Source organism: Streptomyces sp. Rer75 (assembly GCF_013414305.1).
Taxonomy (GTDB): Bacteria; Actinomycetota; Actinomycetes; order Streptomycetales; family Streptomycetaceae; genus Streptomyces; species Streptomyces himastatinicus.
On sequence record NZ_CP058693.1, the window covers coordinates 1701470 to 1716902 of the forward strand.

Genomic DNA, 15433 nt, shown 5'->3' on the forward strand with positions numbered 1-15433 from the left:
AAACCGGCCAGATTTTCCGCTCTACGGAAACTAATATCCGTAGAGCGAAGTTATACGGGCTCCGAGTGGAGGTCAACACCCCATTGACGCACGTGAGGCCCCGTACGCGCAGTGCGTACGGGGCCTCACGGACATCGATCGAGCGGTCAGCCCTTGCGGGTCTTGACCTCCTCGGTGAGCTGCGGGACGACCTCGAAGAGGTCACCGACCACGCCGTAGTCGACCAGGTCGAAGATCGGGGCCTCGGCGTCCTTGTTGACGGCCACGATGGTCTTCGAGGTCTGCATACCGGCCCGGTGCTGAATCGCACCCGAGATACCGGCCGCGATGTACAGCTGCGGGGACACGGTCTTCCCCGTCTGCCCCACCTGGTTGGTGTGCGGGTACCAGCCCGCGTCCACCGCCGCACGCGAGGCACCCACGGCCGCGCCGAGGGAGTCCGCCAGGGCCTCGACGACGGGGAAGTTCTCCGCACCGCCGACACCACGGCCGCCGGAGACGACGATCGCGGCCTCGGTCAGATCCGGACGCCCCGTCGACTCACGCGCGGCACGCGAGACGACCTTCGTCCCCGTCGCCTGCCCGGAGAACGACACCTCCAGCGCCTCGGCGGCGCCCGCGGCCGGGGCCGCCTCCGGCGCGGCCGAATTGGGCTTGACCGTGATGACCGGCGTGCCCTTGGTGACCCGGGACTTGGTGGTGTACGCGGCCGCGAACACCGACTGCGTCGCCACCGGACCCTCCGCACCGGCCTCCAGGTCGACGGCGTCGGTGATGATGCCCGACCCGATACGCACCGCCAGCCGCGCCGCGATCTCCTTGCCCTCCGCCGAGGACGGGAACAGCACGGCGGCCGGGCTCACCGCCTGGTACGCGGCCTGAACCGCATCCACCTTCGGCACCACCAGGTAGTCGGCGAACTCCGGCGCATCGGCGGTCAGCACCCGCACCGCGCCGTACTCGGCGACGGTCGCGGCGGTGTCGGCGGCACCGGCACCCAGGGCGACGGCGACGGGCTCGCCGATCCGGCGGGCCAGCGTCAGCAACTCCAGGGTGGGCTTGCGGACGGCACCGTCCACGTGGTCGACATAGACGAGGACTTCAGCCATGAGACTTCTTCTCTCCTGCGAATACGAGGTATCAGGGGCGGTGAGACGGTCAGATTCAGATGAACTTCTGACCGGCAAGGAACTCTGCGAGCTGCTTGCCGCCCTCGCCCTCGTCCTTGACGATCGTGCCCGCCGTACGGGCCGGGCGCTCCTCGGCGCCGTCGACCGCGCTCCAGGCGCCCTCCAGCCCCACCTCTTCGGCCTCGATGTCGAGGTCGGACAGGTCCCAGGAGGTCACCGGCTTCTTCTTGGCCGCCATGATGCCCTTGAACGACGGGTAGCGGGCCTCGCCCGACTGGTCGGTCACCGACACCACCGCCGGAAGCGCCGCTTCCAGGTGCTCGGTCGCGGTGTCGCCGTCCCGGCGGCCCTTGACCGTGCCGTCCTCGACCGAAACCTCCGACAGCAGCGTCACCTGCGGGACACCCAGGCGCTCGGCCAGGATCGCCGGAAGCACACCCATCGTGCCGTCCGTGGAGGCCATACCGCAGATGACCAGGTCGTAACCGGTCTTCTCCACCGCCTTGGCCAGCACCAGCGAGGTACCCAGCGCATCGGTACCGTGCAGATCGTCGTCCTCGACGTGCACGGCCTTGTCGGCACCCATCGACAGCGCCTTGCGCAGCGCGTCCTTGGCGTCCTCCGGGCCCACGGTCAGCACCGTGATCTCCGCGTCGTCCGCCTCGTCCGCGATCTGGAGGGCCTGCTCGACCGCGTACTCGTCCAGCTCCGAGAGCAGGCCGTCCACATCGTCACGGTCGAGCGTCAGGTCCTCGGCGAAGTGCCGGTCGCCGGTGGCGTCGGGCACGTACTTCACACAGACAACGATCCTCAAGCTCACGCCGGCTCTCCTACTGCATCGTCTCTTCCGGGCTGCCTTGTGCTGGCAGCATAGGCGCCCTCGGGGGCTGTTCCCGGTCGGTTGGCGGCCGGGGTCGGCCCATGCACCGAACGAAATATTACTCGCCAGTACACCCAGGGTGTTCCCCGGACGCAAGCCGGTTGAACTGTGACCTTGCCAACGGATGATCAGCAGGCGGCTCAGTCGCGCAGCGCGTTGAAGCGCCCCTGGTGGTACAGGAGCGGACGACCGGCTCCCGCCGGGTCGCCCGCGAGCACCTCGCCGATCACCACGCGATGGTCCCCGGCGGGTATCCGTGCCACCACCCGGCACACCAGCCACGCCAGCACCCCGTCCAGCACCGGCACTCCCTCGGGCCCGGCGCGCCAGCCGGTGTCGGGGCCGAAGCGGTCCGCGCCGCTGCGCGCGAAGGTCGCGGCCAGCTCCCGCTGGTGCTCACCCAGGACGTGCACGCCGACGTGCTCGGCCTCGGCGATCACCGGCCAGCTGGAGGAGCCCTTGCCGACGCCGAAGGAGAGCAGCGGGGGCTCGGCGGCGACGGAGGCCAGGGAGGTCGCGGTGAAGCCGACGGGGTGCGTCCCGTGCGCGGTGATCACCGCGACACCGGCGGCGTGCCTGCGGAAGACGGAGCGGAAGAGTTCGGGGGCGCTGAGCCGGGGCGTGCCGAGATCGGGTGAAGCGGTCATGAACATGTCCTTCTGCGGTCGGGTGCGAGCGGGGGGAGCCGTGCTGTCGTCGTCGCTCACCCGCCCGGACACCGCGCACTCGCGGTCCGTACCAGGTCCACGTGTACGCGTCCGTAGAGAAGAAGAAGTCCAGGCCGCATGACGTCACCCTGACGATGCCCGCAGCGCACCGTCAAGTGCGGACCGGCGGAGGGGAGTCCGCCGCGGAGTCACACGCCGTGATCTCACGCCGGATCAGACCGCCTCGCCGAGGGCGGCGATGACGTCCGCGGTCCGTGGCTGTCCGGCCGCGCGGCGCACGATCCGGCCGTCCGCGTCGAGCACCAGCACGGTGGGCGTCCGCACGATGTCCAGCATCCGTACGAGTTCCAGATGCGCCTCGGCGTCGATCTCGACATGGGACACGCCGTCGACCATATGGGCCACCTCCGCCAGGACCCGCCGGGTGGCCCGGCAGGGCTGGCAGAAGGCGCTGGAGAACTGGACGAGGGTGGCCCGGGTGCCCAGATCCGCTCCGAGCTGGGCGGCTTCGAGCCGCCTCCCCTCGTCCGCCTCACCCTGCCGCTGCTCGTTTCGCACACTGTCCTCCGGTTCCGATGCCGTCATAGAGTGCAGCGACATGGGCTCTTAGGGGATTCCCCAGAGCCCGACGTGATGAGGATCTCGCGGCCGGGGCGGGACCGGCGGTAGCACAGAGAGATGACATAGGGCACCATCTGCCAGAAGCCGGGAAACCTACGGCTGCGTAACTTCCGCCGGGAGAGCCCTCCCAGGGAAAACGATGAAGGGTCCCTCTATGGCAGAGCTCGTCTACCCGCCGGTGATCGGCGCGGCCCGCACCATGTTCAAGGCGCTGGACCTGCGTATCGACATGAAGGGCACCGAGAATGTCCCGGAGCGGGGTGGCGCGGTTCTGGTGAGCAACCACATCGGCTATCTCGACTTCGTGTTCGCCGGGCTCACCGCCCGTCCGGCGAAGCGGCTGGTGCGGTTCATGGCGAAGGAAGCGGTCTTCCGGCACAAGGTCTCCGGGCCGCTGATGCGGGCCATGAAGCACATCCCGGTGGACCGGGCCGCGGGCATGGACGCCTACAAGCACGCCCTCAAGGCCCTGCGCGCGGGCGAGATCATCGGCGTCTTCCCGGAGGCGACCATCTCGCGCTCGTTCACCCTCAAGAACTTCAAGTCGGGCGCGGCCCGGCTGGCCCAGGAGGCGGGCGTACCGCTGCTGCCGATGGCGCTGTGGGGGACGCAGCGGCTGTGGACCAAGGGCCAGAAGCGGGCCCTGGGCCGCAACCACTTCCCGATCACGATGCGGGTCGGCGAGCCGCTGGAGGCCGACCCGACGGAGCCGTCCGACACGCTCACCGAGCGGGTCCGGTCGCGGGTGCAGGAGCTGCTGGAGGCGGCGCAGCGGGCGTATCCGGTGCGCCCGAAGGGCCCGGAGGACACCTGGTGGGTCCCCGCCCACCTGGGCGGTACGGCCCCCACCCCGGCGGAGGCCATCGCCCTGGACCGCGGGCGGTAGTCCTCGCGGAACGCGGCGGCCGCCCTCCGGCGGGGCGGCCGCGCCGTGCGCCGGAGGGCTGGGGCTAGCGCTTCATCTCCTCCCGGAGGGCCGCCACGAAGCCGTCGACGTCCTCTTCCCTGGTGTCGAACGAGCACATCCACCGCACGTCGCCCGCCGCCTCGTCCCAGAAGTAGAAGCGGTACCGCTTCTGGAGGCGTTCGCTCACATCGTGCGGCAGCCGGGCGAAGACCGCGTTGGCCTGGACGGGGTGCAGGATCGTGACGCCGTCGACGCCGCGCACCCCCTCGGCGAGCCGCTGGGCCATCGCGTTGGCGTGGCGCGCGTTGCGCAGCCACAGGTCGCGGGCGAGCAGGGCCTCCAGCTGGACGGAGACGAACCGCATCTTGGACGCCAGCTGCATGGACAGCTTGCGCAGGTGCTTCATCGCGCGCACCGCGTCCGGGTCGAGGACGACCACGGCCTCGCCGAAGAGCATGCCGTTCTTCGTGCCGCCGAAGGACAGCACGTCCACGCCCGGCACATTGGTGAACGACCGCATCGGCACGTCCAGCGCCGCGGCCGCGTTGGCTATCCGGGCCCCGTCGAGGTGGACCTTCATGCCGCGCTCATGGGCGTGCTCGCAGATGGCGCGGATCTCGTCCACCGTGTAGACGGTGCCCAGCTCGGTGTTCTGGGCGATCGAGACGACCTGCGGCATTGCCCGGTGCTCATCGTCCCAGCCGTAGGCCTCGCGGTCGATGAGGTCGGGGGTGAGCTTGCCGTCCTCGGTGGGCACGGTGAGCAGCTTCAGCCCGCCGACCCGCTCGGGCGCACCGCACTCGTCGACGTTGATGTGCGCGGTGTCGGCGCAGATGACCGCGCCCCATCGGTCGGTGAGCGCCTGGAGCGCGACGACGTTGGCGCCGGTGCCGTTGAAGACCGGGAACGTCTGTGCGTACGGGCCGAAGTGGCTGCGCATGACGTGCTGGAGATGCGCGGTGTAGTCGTCCTCGCCGTAGGCGACCTGGTGACCGCCGTTGGCGAGGGCGAGTGCGGCGAGGATCTCCGGGTGGCCGCCCGCGTAGTTGTCACTGGCGAAGCCGCGTACCTCGGGGTCGTGATGACGGCGTGCGTCGGTCCTCACGGCTTGGGGGTCAGCCACTGGCGGGTTCCGTTCACTTCCCGGGCGGGCCGGTCCCAGAGTCCGGTGATGGCCTCGGCCAGCTCCGTGACGTCGGTGAAGCCCGCGAACTTCGCGTTGGGGCGCTCCGCGCGCATGGCGTCGTGCACCAGCGCCTTGACCACCAGGATGACAGCCGCGGCCGCGGGGCCGCTCTCGCCCCCCAGCTTGCGGAAGGAGTCGCCGAGGGCGAGCGTCCACGCCTCCGCGGCGGCCTTGGCGGCGGCGTACGCGGCGTTGCCGGCGGTGGGCTGGGACGCGCCCGCCGCGCTGATCAGCACGTAGCGGCCGTTACCGGTGCGCCGCAGGGCGTCGTGGAAGGCGAGCGAGGTGTGCTGGGCGGTGCGGATCAGCAGGTCGTGCAGGGTTTCCCAGTCGGCGAGCGGGGCGTCGGCGAAGGTCTTGCTGCCGCGCCAGCCGCCGACGAGGTGGACGAGGCCGTCGACGCGGCCGAACTCCTTCTCGGTCCGGTCGGCCCAGGCGCGGGTGGCGTCCAGGTCGAGCAGGTCGACCGTCTCCCCGGTGACCCGGGCGCCGCCGTGGGCGTAGCGCGCCGCGTCGACGGCCTCGGCCAGCCGGGCGGGGTCGGAGTCGGAGGCGACGACGGTGGCACCGGCCTCGGCGAGGCGGAGCAGCGTGGCGCGGCCCGCCGGGCCCGCCGCACCGGCAACCGCCACCACGGCACCGTCCAGCGGCGTCCCGCCGCCCGGCTCGTTGGGGGTCGGGCTCGACGTCGGTGTGGTCATGCTCGCTGTCTCCTCATCGTCCGGTGCCGTGGTGCGGCGGTCGTCGGTGCCGTGGTGCGGTCCGCCGCGGGGCTCACGCCGCCGCTCGTACGTCGTCGTCGCCGGCCGTGATGCCCTTGGTGGAGGCGACCACGTCCCGCAGCTTCTTGGCGAGCGCCTCGTAGAACATGCTCAGCGGAAACTCGTCGGGGAGCACGTCGTCGACGAGCTTGCGCGGCGGCTGGGTCAGGTCCAGCGCGTCGGGGCCCTTGGCCCAGACGGAGCCGGGGTGCGGGGCGAGATAGGTCGACACCAGCTCGTACGCCTTGAACCAGTGGACGAGCTTGGGCCGGTCGATGCCGTCCCGGTACAGCTTCTCGATCTCACCGCACAGCTGGTTGGTGACCTGCGCGGCGCGCGACCAGTCGATGTGCAGGGTGTTGTCCGTCCAGCGTACGACGTCGTGCTGGTGGAGGTAGGCGAACAGCAACTGGCCGCCGAGCCCGTCGTAGTTGCGGACCCGTTCGCCGGTGACGGGGAACCGGAACATCCGGTCGAAGATCACGGCGTACTGGACGTCGCGGGCCTGGGCGAGCCCCTCCGCGTCGAGCTTCACGGCCTCCTTGAAGGCGGTGAGGTCGCAGCGCAGCTCCTCCAGGCCGTACATCCAGAACGGCTGGCGCTGCTTGATCATGAAGGGGTCGAACGGCAGGTCGCCATGGCTGTGGGTGCGGTCGTGGACCATGTCCCACAGGGCGAACGCCTCCTGGCAGCGCCGCTGGTCGGCGAGCATGTCCCGGATGTCGTCGGGGAGTTCGATGCCCAGCGCCCGGACGGCGGCCTCGCTGACCCGGCGGAAGCGGGCGGCCTCGCGGTCGCAGAAGATGCCGCCCCAGGAGAAGCGCTCGGGGGCCTCGCGCACGGCGATGGTCTCCGGGAAGAGCACCGCCGAGTTGGTGTCGTAGCCGGAGGTGAAGTCCTCGAAGGCGAGGCCGAGGTAGAGCGGGTTGTCGTAGCGGGTGCGCTCCAGCTCGGCCAGCCAGTCGGGCCAGACCATGCGCAGGACGACCGCCTCCAGATTGCGGTTCGGGTTGCCGTTCTGCGTGTACATGGGGAAGACGACGAGGTGCTGGAGGCCGTCGGCGCGCGTCTGGGCGGGCTGGAAGGCGAGCAGCGAGTCGAGGAAGTCGGGGACGCCGAAGCCGTCGTCGGCCCAGCGGCGCAGATCGGCGACGAGCGCGCGGTGGTACGCGGCGTTGTGCGGGAGCAGCGGGGCCAGCTCCTCGATGGCCGCGATCACCCTTTCGAGCGTGTCGCGGGCGCGGTGGCGCGGTGGCGCCCCCTCGGCGTCGAAGTCGATGGAACCGTCCTTGGACTGCCAGGGGCGAATCGTTTCTACAGCACCTTTGAGGGATGGCCAGGCCGGGTGTTCGATCACACGCTCCGCAGGCAGAATGCCACCGTCCGCTATCACGGACGAAAGAATTTCCGTCATGACGACTCCTTCACCGGAGAACCTTCCGTATAGACACCGTATCCGTGGATGACCTCGCCACTCAAGGCCAGGCAACGGAAATCGTCCTGCGTCACCTCAGCCTCACCGCCGTTTTTCCTGCCCCATCCGCCCCGGACCATGCCACGGCCGCGCTTGACCGGTCCTCCCGGAGTCGGCCGTTAGGCTGAGCGCCGGTCCGGCGAGCCCGTGCCTCCACACAGCCGAAGAGCGACGAAAAGCCCGACAGAAGAGCGAGATCACGTTGACCTTTCTCACCATCGGACACCGCGGAGTGATGGGCGTCGAACCGGAGAACACCCTGCGCTCCTTCGTCCGGGCCGAGCACGAGGGCCTGGACGTCATCGAACTGGACCTGCACCTCAGCAAGGACGGCGCACTCGTCGTGATGCACGACGCCCAGGTCGACCGCACGACCGACGGCAAGGGCCCCATCAGCGACTTCACCCTCGCCGAGCTGCGCGAACTGGACGCCGGGGACGGCGAGCGGATCCCGGTCTTCGAGGAGGTCGTGGACGCGGTGAAGGCGCCGCTCCAAGCCGAGATCAAGGACGTGGCCGCCGCGCGGGCCCTGGCCGAGGTGCTGACCGGCCGCGATCTCCTCGGCCGGGTCGACGTGATCTCCTTCCACGACGAGGCCCTCGCCGAGATCCGCACCCTGCTGCCCAGCGCCCGCACCGCCCTGGTGGCCAGCCGCTACGGGCTCGACGCCATCGACCGGGCGCACGCCGTCGGCGCCGGGATGCTGGTGCTCAACATCCGCCGGCTGACCCTGGAGCTGGTGGAGCGCGCCCACGCCGCCGACCTCAAGGTCATCGGCTGGACGGTGAACACCCCGGACCATCTGAAGCTGGCCCGCGGGCTCGGCCTCGACGGCGGCACGACCGACTTCCCGGAGATCCGCCGGGCGGTGCGCTACACGGCGTGAGCGCTGCGGTCAGCGAGACGGCTGGGGTCAGCCTCGCCTGGTTCAGCCCAGCGGCTTGACCAGCAGCTCGAACTCGAGGTCGGTGCGGCGCGGCACGCCGAAGCGTTCGTCGCCGTACGGGAACGGGGTCATCCGTCCCGTACGGGCGTAGCCGCGCCGCTCGTACCAGGCGATCAGCTCCTCGCGGGCGGTGATCACGGTCATGTGCATCTCACGGACCGCCCACTCGGCCACCGCGAACCGCTCGGCCTCGGCGAGGACCGCCTTCCCGAGCCCGCCGCCCTGGAGCCCCGGCCGCACGGCGAACATGCCGAAGTAGGCGTGTTCGCCGCGGCGCTCCAGCTGGCAGCAGGCGATCAGCTCGCCGTCCCGCTCGACGACCATCATCCGGCCGTCCGCATCCCGTACGACGGCCGTCACGCCCTCGGGATCGGTGCGCTGCCCGCCCAGGATGTCCGCCTCCGTCGTCCAGCCGGTCCGACTGGCATCCCCGCGGTACGCCGACTCGATCAGCGCGACCAGCGCCTCGACGTCGGCTTCGGTGGCCCCGCGGTAGGTGAGCGCGGCGGTGTTCGTGGCGGGGGTGTGCATGGCGGCGGTAGTCCTCTCCCTGCGCGGCCGGAACCGGCGGATGACGAGAAGAAGACCCTAACCCCGTCCCGTCCGGGAGGGGGTGCGTAGGGTCGCGGTCATGGTGCACGTACTGAGCAGCCGCACACTGCTGCGGCCGACGGACCCCGACCGCTCGCGGGCCTTCTACGGCGAGGCGCTGGGCCTGGCGATCTACCGCGAGTTCGGGACCGGCCCCGAGCGCGGCACGGTCTACTTCCTGGGCGGTGGCTTCCTGGAGGTCTCCGGCCGCTCCGAGACCCCGCCCGCGCCCGGGCTCCAGCTGTGGCTCCAGGTCGCGGACGCCGAGGCGGCCCACGAGGAGCTGGCGGCCCGGGACGTGGAGATCCTGCGGCCGCCGAAGAAGGAGCCGTGGGGGCTGGTCGAGATGTGGATCGCCGACCCCGATGGCGTCCGCATCGCGGTCGTGGAGGTCCCCGAGGACCACCCCCTGCGCTACCGCCCCTGACGCGCCCCGGCCCAGGGGGGCGGGACACCCCCTACGCCACGCCGAGCAGGCGCAGTCCGGCGGCGGTGACGGCCGCGGCCAGGACGACCACCAGGAACGGCGCCTTGCGCCAGGCCAGCACTCCGGCGACCACGACCCCGGCGGGGCGGGCGATCCCGGCGGGGTCGTGGCCCTCGGTGAGCGCCGTCGTCGCCGCGACGGCGGCCAGCAGGACGATGGCGGAGGTCTCCATCAGCTTCTCCGCCCGCGCCGGAAGCGTGATCCGGCTGCGCAGCAGCGGCCCGGCGAACCGGAGGGCGAACGTACCGGCCGCGAGCGCGAGGATCGCGGCGGCCAGCGTCAGGGAGCCGGGCACGGGCGCTCCTTCTCGGGGTCGTTCGTCCTGTGCGGTAGGGCGGTGAGCGCCACCCCCGCCAGGGCGAGCAGGACGGGCACCCCGGCGGGCAGGAAGGGGGTGGTGGCCAGGGCGATGGCGGCGCCTGCCGGGACCGCCAGCCGCTTGTCCCGGTCGCGCAGCGCGGGCAGGACCAGGGCCAGCAGGATGGCCGGGAACATCGCGTCGAGCCCGAACAGGTCGGTGTCGTCGATGACCGTGCCGATCAGGCCCCCGGCCACCGCGCCCAGCGGCCAGCACAGGAGGATGCCCAGGCCACAGGCCCAATAGGCGGCGCGCTGTCGCGCGATGCCGTCCTGGGCGAGCGCGAAGACCACGCTCTCGTCGTTCATCAGATGGCTGCCGAGGAAGCGCCGACGGCCGCGTCCGAGGACATCGGGCAGCGCCAGCCCGAACGGCAGATGGCGGGCGTTGACGACCAGCCCGGCCAGCACCGCCGCGATGGGGCTGCCGCCCGCGGCGATGAGCCCGACGAACAGGAACTCCGAGGCACCGGCGAGCACCAGCACGCTCAACGCCGCCGGAACCCACAGCGGGAGACCGGACGCAACGGCGATCGCCCCGTACGACAGGCTGGTGACACCGACGGCGAGGCAGACGAGCGCGATGTCCCGCAGCAGCACACGATCGAGCGTTCTCCATATCGAATGCATGACGCATATAATGAACACCGGGAACTGCGTTCGTCAAACCGAACACATGACGTCTGGAGCGAACGGATGGCACAGGAAGTACCGGCTTCGGCTTCGGCAGCCTCGACGGCCTCGGGGGCCTCGGCGACCTCGGCCGCTTCGGGCAAGGTCCCGATGGACTCGATCGCGGCCGTACTGCGACGCGAGCGCGGCCGGGCGGGGCTGTCGCTCACCGAGGTGGCCCGGCGCGCCGGAGTCGCGAAGTCCACGCTCTCCCAGCTGGAGTCCGGCAGCGGGAACCCGAGCCTGGAGACCCTGTGGGCGCTGTGCGTCACCCTGGACGTGCCGCCCTCGCGGCTCCTCGACCCGCCGCGCCCCCGCGTCCACGTGATCAGGGCCGACGAAGGGGTGACACTCGCCTCCGCGCAGGCCGACTACCAGGCCGCCATGCTCTCCGCGGGCCCGCCCGGCGCACGCCGGGACATCTACCGCCTCAGCGCCGAGCCCGGTGCGGCGCGCGCCTCCGATCCGCATATGCCCGGCGTGGTGGAGCACGTCGTCCTGGCCTCGGGCCGGGCCCGGGTCGGCCTCGCCGACGACCCGGTCGAGCTGCGCCCCGGTGACTACGTCTCCTACCCGGCCGATCTGCCCCACGTCTTCGAGGCGCTCGAACCGTCGACGCGGGCCGTGCTCATCTCCGAGCACAACTGACCCACTCGCCCACCCGTACCGCCCGCCGGGCGTCCGCGCGCTCCCCCACTGCGCCCGTGCGCTCCCGTAGCCCGGTCCACGCCCGGGCAACCTCCCGACATACGTCCGCAGACGTTCGCGGCGTTCCGGACCGGGAGGTGTGCCGTGCACGGGCCTCCGCTGATCGGCTGGCTGCTGGTCGCACTGTGCGCCGCCACCGGCACGTACTGCCTGCTCCAGATGCGCGGCGAGCCGCCAGGACCGGGCCGCCGGATCGCGCGCGCCGAGGCACTCATGGGATGGGGGATGGCGGCGATGGCCGTACCGTCCGCCACCCTGGACCCCCGGCCGTGGGGCCCGCCCGCCTTCGCGGCGGTGTTCGGCGTCGCGGCCGTACGGGCGGTGGGGCACCACCATCTGCACCACGCCGTAGGGGCGTTGGCCATGGCGTACATGGCGTTGGCGATGATGACGGGCACCCCGGGCGGCCACGGCCATGACGTCTCCGTGGCGGCGGGCGGGCACATGACGGCGGGCGGTGACATGGCATCGGACGCCGCAGCGGGCGGCATACCGGCGCTCACCGGCGCGCTCCTCGCCTACTTCGCGGTCTACGCGGTCCGATCCGGGCTGCGGCTGCTGCCGATGACGGACGGCGCGGTGGCGGGCGCGCCGCCCGTCGGCTGGTCGCGGCGGCCCGAACTGCGGCATGCGTGCAGGCTCACGATGGCGATAGGGATGTTCGCGATGCTGCTGACGCTGTGAGCGCGCCCGCCGGGGCGTACGCCGGGTGACGGCGTCCGCCCGTCGGGCACGCCGGGTGACGCCGCCGGGCAAACCGTGGCGTACGTCACTTCGCCCGCGCGGACATACCCGGGCCGACCGCCGCGACCATAGGGTGACGGCCATGATGGTCCCGCTCGCGCTGATGGGCCTCGGCGCACTGGTGGCGGCAATGGCGCCGCGCCTGATGTCCCGTTCCACATGGGTCGACCGCGAACCCGTACTCGCACTGTGGGTATGGCAATGCGTCGTCGTAGGAGTGCTGCTGTGCTGCGCACTCACCATGGCACTCACCGCCGCGGCGGCCTCGGAGGCCGTCCGCGGGAACGTCTTCGCGCCCGCGCCCAACGGCGTCGTGGAGGCGTACGCGCTGTCCGGCTACGGCCCCTGGGCGGCGCCCGTCGCCCTCGCCCTGGCCTTCGGCGCCGCATGGTCGGCTCTGATGCTCACCCGCGAGATCGGCCGCGCCCGCGCCTGGCGCAGGCAGCACCGCGCCGAACTCCTCGTCCGCTCCCCCGTCTTGCCCGGCGAGGAGCCCGCCGGGGAGCGGCTGGTGGTCCTGGAGGGAGACAAGCCCGACGCCTGGTGGCTGCCGGGCCCCACGCCCCAGCTCGTCATCACGACCGCGGCCCTGCGCCGCCTCAAGGGGCGTCGGCTGGACGCCGTGATCGCCCATGAGCAGGGCCACGCGCGGGCCCGCCACCACTGGCTGCTGCACTGCTCCGGAGCGCTGGCCGGGGGCTTTCCGCAGGTGCCGGTGTTCGCGGCGTTCCGGGACGAGGTGCACCGGCTGGTCGAGCTGGCCGCCGACGACTCCGCGTCACGGCGGTTCGGGCGGACGACGACCGCGCTGGCACTCGTGGAACTCAACGAGGACCGGGGGGTGTTCGGCCCCTGCCCCAGCGGACTCGCACAGGTCCCCCAGCGGGTGGACCGGCTCCTGGCCCCCGCGGCGCGCTTCTCCCCCGTACGCCGTCTGCAACTCACCGCCGCGGCCGCGCTGGTCCCCGTCGTCCCGCTGCTGGTGACCCTGGTCCCGGCGCTGCCGGTGCTGGGCTGAGCGCCGCCGGTGCCGGGCTGAGTCGCTGCCCTCACCCGCGGGACGGCTCCCACCTGCGTGCTGGCCCCGCACACCCGGCGTCGGCGATCATCGACCCATGCAGCCGCAGACCCGCCCCCCGCACACCTTCCGCATCGCCGCGGTGCTCAGCGTCCTCTTCGTCGTGCTGCTCGCTCTCGTCGCCGCCCGCTGGGGGCCGCTGACGGGCGCGGACCGGGACGTCGTCGTCCCGCTGCACCGCATCGCGCTCGACCACCCCGGCTGGACCCAGACCAACAGAGTGCTGACGGACTGGATCTGGGACCCGTGGACGATGCGCGCCATGACGGCCGTGATCGTCCTCTGGCTGCTGCTGCGCCGTAAGCGGACGCCCGCCCTGTGGGTCGCCGTCACGGCCGCCGCCGGTACGGCCCTCCAGCAGGGCGTGAAGGCGGTCCTCGACCGCCCCCGCCCCCACTGGGCGAACCCGGTGGACTCGGCGCACTACGCGGCCTTCCCCTCCGGCCACGCCCTCACCGCGACCGTCACCTTCGGGCTGCTGCTGTGGATGCTGAAGCTACACGGCGCCCCCGCCCCCTGGCAGCGCGTGGCCACCGCCGTGGCCGCCGTCTCCGTGCTCGGCGTCGGATTCACCCGGCTGTACCTGGGCGTCCACTGGCTCACCGACATCCTCGGCGGCTGGCTGCTGGGCGCCGCGCTGGTCGCCTGGGCGGTCGCCACCTACCCCGTTATCCACAGGGGCGAGCAGAAATCCTCCTCCGATGGGAGAGTTCGTCCATGAGCAATCTCGATCTGCGCCCCACGGCGACCGTATGCGGCGGCCGCGCCGACGTCACCGCGCGGCCGGTGCGCGAGCTGCTGACCTCCAAGCAGGTCCCGCTGGGCGAATCCACCGTGGTGCGCCGTCTGCTGCCGAACCTGGGCCGCCGCATGATCGGCGCATGGTGCTTCGTCGATCACTACGGCCCGGATGACATCGCCGACGAGCCGGGCATGCAGATCCCCCCGCACCCCCACACGGGCCTCCAGACGGTGAGCTGGCTGCACGACGGCGAGGTGCTGCACCGCGACAGCCTCGGCAGCCTACAGACCCTGCGCCCCGGCGAGTTGGGGCTGATGACCTCGGGCCGGGCCATAGCACACTCCGAGGAGTCCCCCCGCACCCACGCCCCGCTCCTGCACGGCGCCCAGCTATGGGTGGCCCTCCCCGACAGCGACCGGCACACGGCCCCCACCTGGGAGCACCACACCGACCTACCGCAGATCACCGGCGGCGGAGGCCTGCGCGCCACCGTCATCCTCGGCGACCTCGACGGCGCGGCCTCGCCCGGCACCACCTTCACGCCCCTGATGGGCGCCGACATCACCCTGGCAGCAGCCACCGACACCCGCCTGCCGGTGCGCCCCGACTACGAATACGCCGCCCTCACCATGTCCGGCGAAGCCGAGGTCGACGGCGTCCGCCTGGCCCCCGGCTCCCTCCTCTACCTGGGCTGCGGCCGCAGCGAGCTTCCCCTGCGGGCGGATGTGGACAGCGCGTTCATGCTGCTGGGCGGCGAGCCGTTCGAGGAGAAGATCGTGATGTGGTGGAACTTCATCGGCCGCTCGCACGACGACATCACCCAGGCCCGAGAGGACTGGGCAGCAGGCCGCCGCTTCGGCGCCGTCCACGGCTACGACGGTCCTCCACTCCCCGCTCCCGAACTCCCCCCAGTGCCGCTGAAACCACGCGGACGCATGCGTTGACCTGCACTTTCATCGAAAGCGAGCTGCCACCGAACGCTTGATCATTTATAGTCGACACCCGGCTGCAACATGACATGGACACGCCCCTTGCTGCCGCTTCACAGGGTCAGTGACGAGTCCCAGGTTTGGCCGTCTGTGACAGCCCCTGGCAGACCTTATGCTGACCCAATGCTGACTTTTCTGACTACTCGTCAGCCCTAGGCGCTTGGAACAGCAAGGCTCGACATCCAGTCGCACCGCCACAACGCATCTCGCCGTGCATCACCACACGGTGCTAATCTCGCGGCCGGAGCTGAGCTCCGGACCGCTACCGAGAGCGAACCCCACTCGGACGCCTTCTCGCATGGAGGCCAGCCAGATCGACGCTGTCCGTCGTTTGTGGGGTCAAGCCAGACACGCAGCCTCACCACGACGGCATGACACATCGTGGAGGCTGCCCGATGTGGGCCACGCTCACCAACCTGGTCAACGCATCGCCGTGGGTGCTGCTGTTCATTCTCCGCCCAGCTCTCATCTGCATCACCATCTTCGCTGTCA

General features: G+C 71.4%; 19 protein-coding genes. 8 read left to right on the forward strand and 11 right to left on the reverse strand.

Annotation, left to right across the window (positions count from 1 at the left end):
* Positions 1 to 146: 146 nt before the first annotated feature.
* The 5 genes from HYQ63_RS06565 to HYQ63_RS06580 form a co-directional block, all read right to left on the reverse strand.
* Entirely contained in the window at positions 147 to 1109 is a 963-nt protein-coding gene (locus HYQ63_RS06565; RefSeq protein ID WP_179932977.1) for an electron transfer flavoprotein subunit alpha/FixB family protein, read from the reverse strand.
* A gap of 55 nt (positions 1110 to 1164) precedes the next feature.
* Complete coding sequence (locus HYQ63_RS06570; protein ID WP_179932978.1) at positions 1165 to 1950, reverse strand: electron transfer flavoprotein subunit beta/FixA family protein; 786 nt, start codon at positions 1948 to 1950, stop codon at positions 1165 to 1167.
* A gap of 200 nt (positions 1951 to 2150) precedes the next feature.
* Positions 2151 to 2657 (reverse strand): flavin reductase family protein, encoded by a 507-nt coding sequence (locus HYQ63_RS06575; protein WP_179932979.1) that lies wholly within the window; start codon positions 2655 to 2657, stop codon positions 2151 to 2153.
* Positions 2658 to 2713: 56 nt separating this feature from the next.
* Positions 2714 to 2797 carry a putative leader peptide gene (locus HYQ63_RS45890; protein ID WP_373689202.1) on the reverse strand — a complete coding sequence of 28 codons (84 nt, stop codon included), beginning with the start codon at positions 2795 to 2797 and terminating at the stop codon, positions 2714 to 2716.
* Positions 2798 to 2891: 94 nt separating this feature from the next.
* On the reverse strand, positions 2892 to 3263 hold the full coding sequence (locus tag HYQ63_RS06580; protein ID WP_179932980.1) for a thioredoxin family protein: 372 nt from the start codon (positions 3261 to 3263) through the stop codon (positions 2892 to 2894).
* A 190-nt stretch (positions 3264 to 3453) separates the two neighbouring features.
* Here HYQ63_RS06580 and HYQ63_RS06585 point away from each other — a divergent pair, with 190 nt between their 5' ends.
* The gene (locus HYQ63_RS06585; RefSeq protein WP_179932981.1) at positions 3454 to 4185 is read left to right on the forward strand and encodes a 1-acyl-sn-glycerol-3-phosphate acyltransferase; all 732 of its coding nucleotides are present in this window, start codon (positions 3454 to 3456) and stop codon (positions 4183 to 4185) included.
* A gap of 64 nt (positions 4186 to 4249) precedes the next feature.
* Here HYQ63_RS06585 and HYQ63_RS06590 read toward each other — a convergent pair whose 3' ends face one another.
* From HYQ63_RS06590 to HYQ63_RS06600, 3 genes are all read right to left on the reverse strand, one after another.
* Positions 4250 to 5311 carry a low specificity L-threonine aldolase gene (locus HYQ63_RS06590; protein ID WP_179932982.1) on the reverse strand — a complete coding sequence of 354 codons (1062 nt, stop codon included), beginning with the start codon at positions 5309 to 5311 and terminating at the stop codon, positions 4250 to 4252.
* Positions 5308 to 6093: an SDR family NAD(P)-dependent oxidoreductase gene (locus tag HYQ63_RS06595; RefSeq protein WP_179932983.1), complete on the reverse strand. Its 786-nt coding sequence runs from the start codon at positions 6091 to 6093 to the stop codon at positions 5308 to 5310. Before HYQ63_RS06595 ends, HYQ63_RS06590 begins: the two co-directional genes overlap by 4 nt.
* Positions 6094 to 6166: 73 nt before the next feature.
* The gene (locus tag HYQ63_RS06600) at positions 6167 to 7567 is read right to left on the reverse strand and encodes a DUF6421 family protein (RefSeq protein WP_179932984.1); all 1401 of its coding nucleotides are present in this window, start codon (positions 7565 to 7567) and stop codon (positions 6167 to 6169) included.
* Positions 7568 to 7829: 262 nt separating this feature from the next.
* Between HYQ63_RS06600 and HYQ63_RS06605 the strand changes: the two genes are divergently transcribed.
* A complete protein-coding gene (locus tag HYQ63_RS06605) occupies positions 7830 to 8513 on the forward strand; it encodes a glycerophosphodiester phosphodiesterase family protein (RefSeq protein WP_179932985.1) in 684 nt (227 codons plus the stop codon).
* Positions 8514 to 8555: 42 nt separating this feature from the next.
* Here the strand turns inward: HYQ63_RS06605 and HYQ63_RS06610 are convergent, their stop codons facing one another.
* Complete coding sequence (locus HYQ63_RS06610; protein ID WP_179932986.1) at positions 8556 to 9104, reverse strand: GNAT family N-acetyltransferase; 549 nt, start codon at positions 9102 to 9104, stop codon at positions 8556 to 8558.
* Positions 9105 to 9204: 100 nt separating this feature from the next.
* Here HYQ63_RS06610 and HYQ63_RS06615 point away from each other — a divergent pair, with 100 nt between their 5' ends.
* Positions 9205 to 9591, forward strand: coding sequence for a VOC family protein (locus HYQ63_RS06615; protein ID WP_179932987.1), 387 nt, complete (start codon positions 9205 to 9207; stop codon positions 9589 to 9591).
* Positions 9592 to 9622: 31 nt separating this feature from the next.
* Here HYQ63_RS06615 and HYQ63_RS06620 read toward each other — a convergent pair whose 3' ends face one another.
* Positions 9623 to 9946, reverse strand: coding sequence for an AzlD domain-containing protein (locus HYQ63_RS06620; RefSeq protein ID WP_179932988.1), 324 nt, complete (start codon positions 9944 to 9946; stop codon positions 9623 to 9625).
* Complete coding sequence (locus tag HYQ63_RS06625) at positions 9931 to 10638, reverse strand: AzlC family ABC transporter permease (protein WP_179932989.1); 708 nt, start codon at positions 10636 to 10638, stop codon at positions 9931 to 9933. Before HYQ63_RS06625 ends, HYQ63_RS06620 begins: the two co-directional genes overlap by 16 nt.
* 66 nt (positions 10639 to 10704) lie before the next feature.
* Between HYQ63_RS06625 and HYQ63_RS06630 the strand changes: the two genes are divergently transcribed.
* From HYQ63_RS06630 to HYQ63_RS06650, 5 genes are all read left to right on the forward strand, one after another.
* Positions 10705 to 11328, forward strand: coding sequence for a helix-turn-helix domain-containing protein (locus HYQ63_RS06630; RefSeq protein ID WP_257231670.1), 624 nt, complete (start codon positions 10705 to 10707; stop codon positions 11326 to 11328).
* Positions 11329 to 11472: 144 nt separating this feature from the next.
* Positions 11473 to 12072, forward strand: a complete 600-nt coding sequence (locus HYQ63_RS06635) for a DUF5134 domain-containing protein (protein WP_179932990.1) — start codon at positions 11473 to 11475, stop codon at positions 12070 to 12072.
* 142 nt (positions 12073 to 12214) lie between these two features.
* Positions 12215 to 13150, forward strand: coding sequence for a M56 family metallopeptidase (locus HYQ63_RS06640; RefSeq protein ID WP_179932991.1), 936 nt, complete (start codon positions 12215 to 12217; stop codon positions 13148 to 13150).
* Between the two features lie 97 nt (positions 13151 to 13247).
* Entirely contained in the window at positions 13248 to 13931 is a 684-nt protein-coding gene (locus HYQ63_RS06645; RefSeq protein WP_179932992.1) for a phosphatase PAP2 family protein, read from the forward strand.
* Positions 13928 to 14896 (forward strand): pirin family protein, encoded by a 969-nt coding sequence (locus HYQ63_RS06650; protein ID WP_179932993.1) that lies wholly within the window; start codon positions 13928 to 13930, stop codon positions 14894 to 14896. The genes HYQ63_RS06645 and HYQ63_RS06650 overlap by 4 nt, the downstream gene beginning before the upstream one ends.
* Positions 14897 to 15433: the final 537 nt, after the last annotated feature.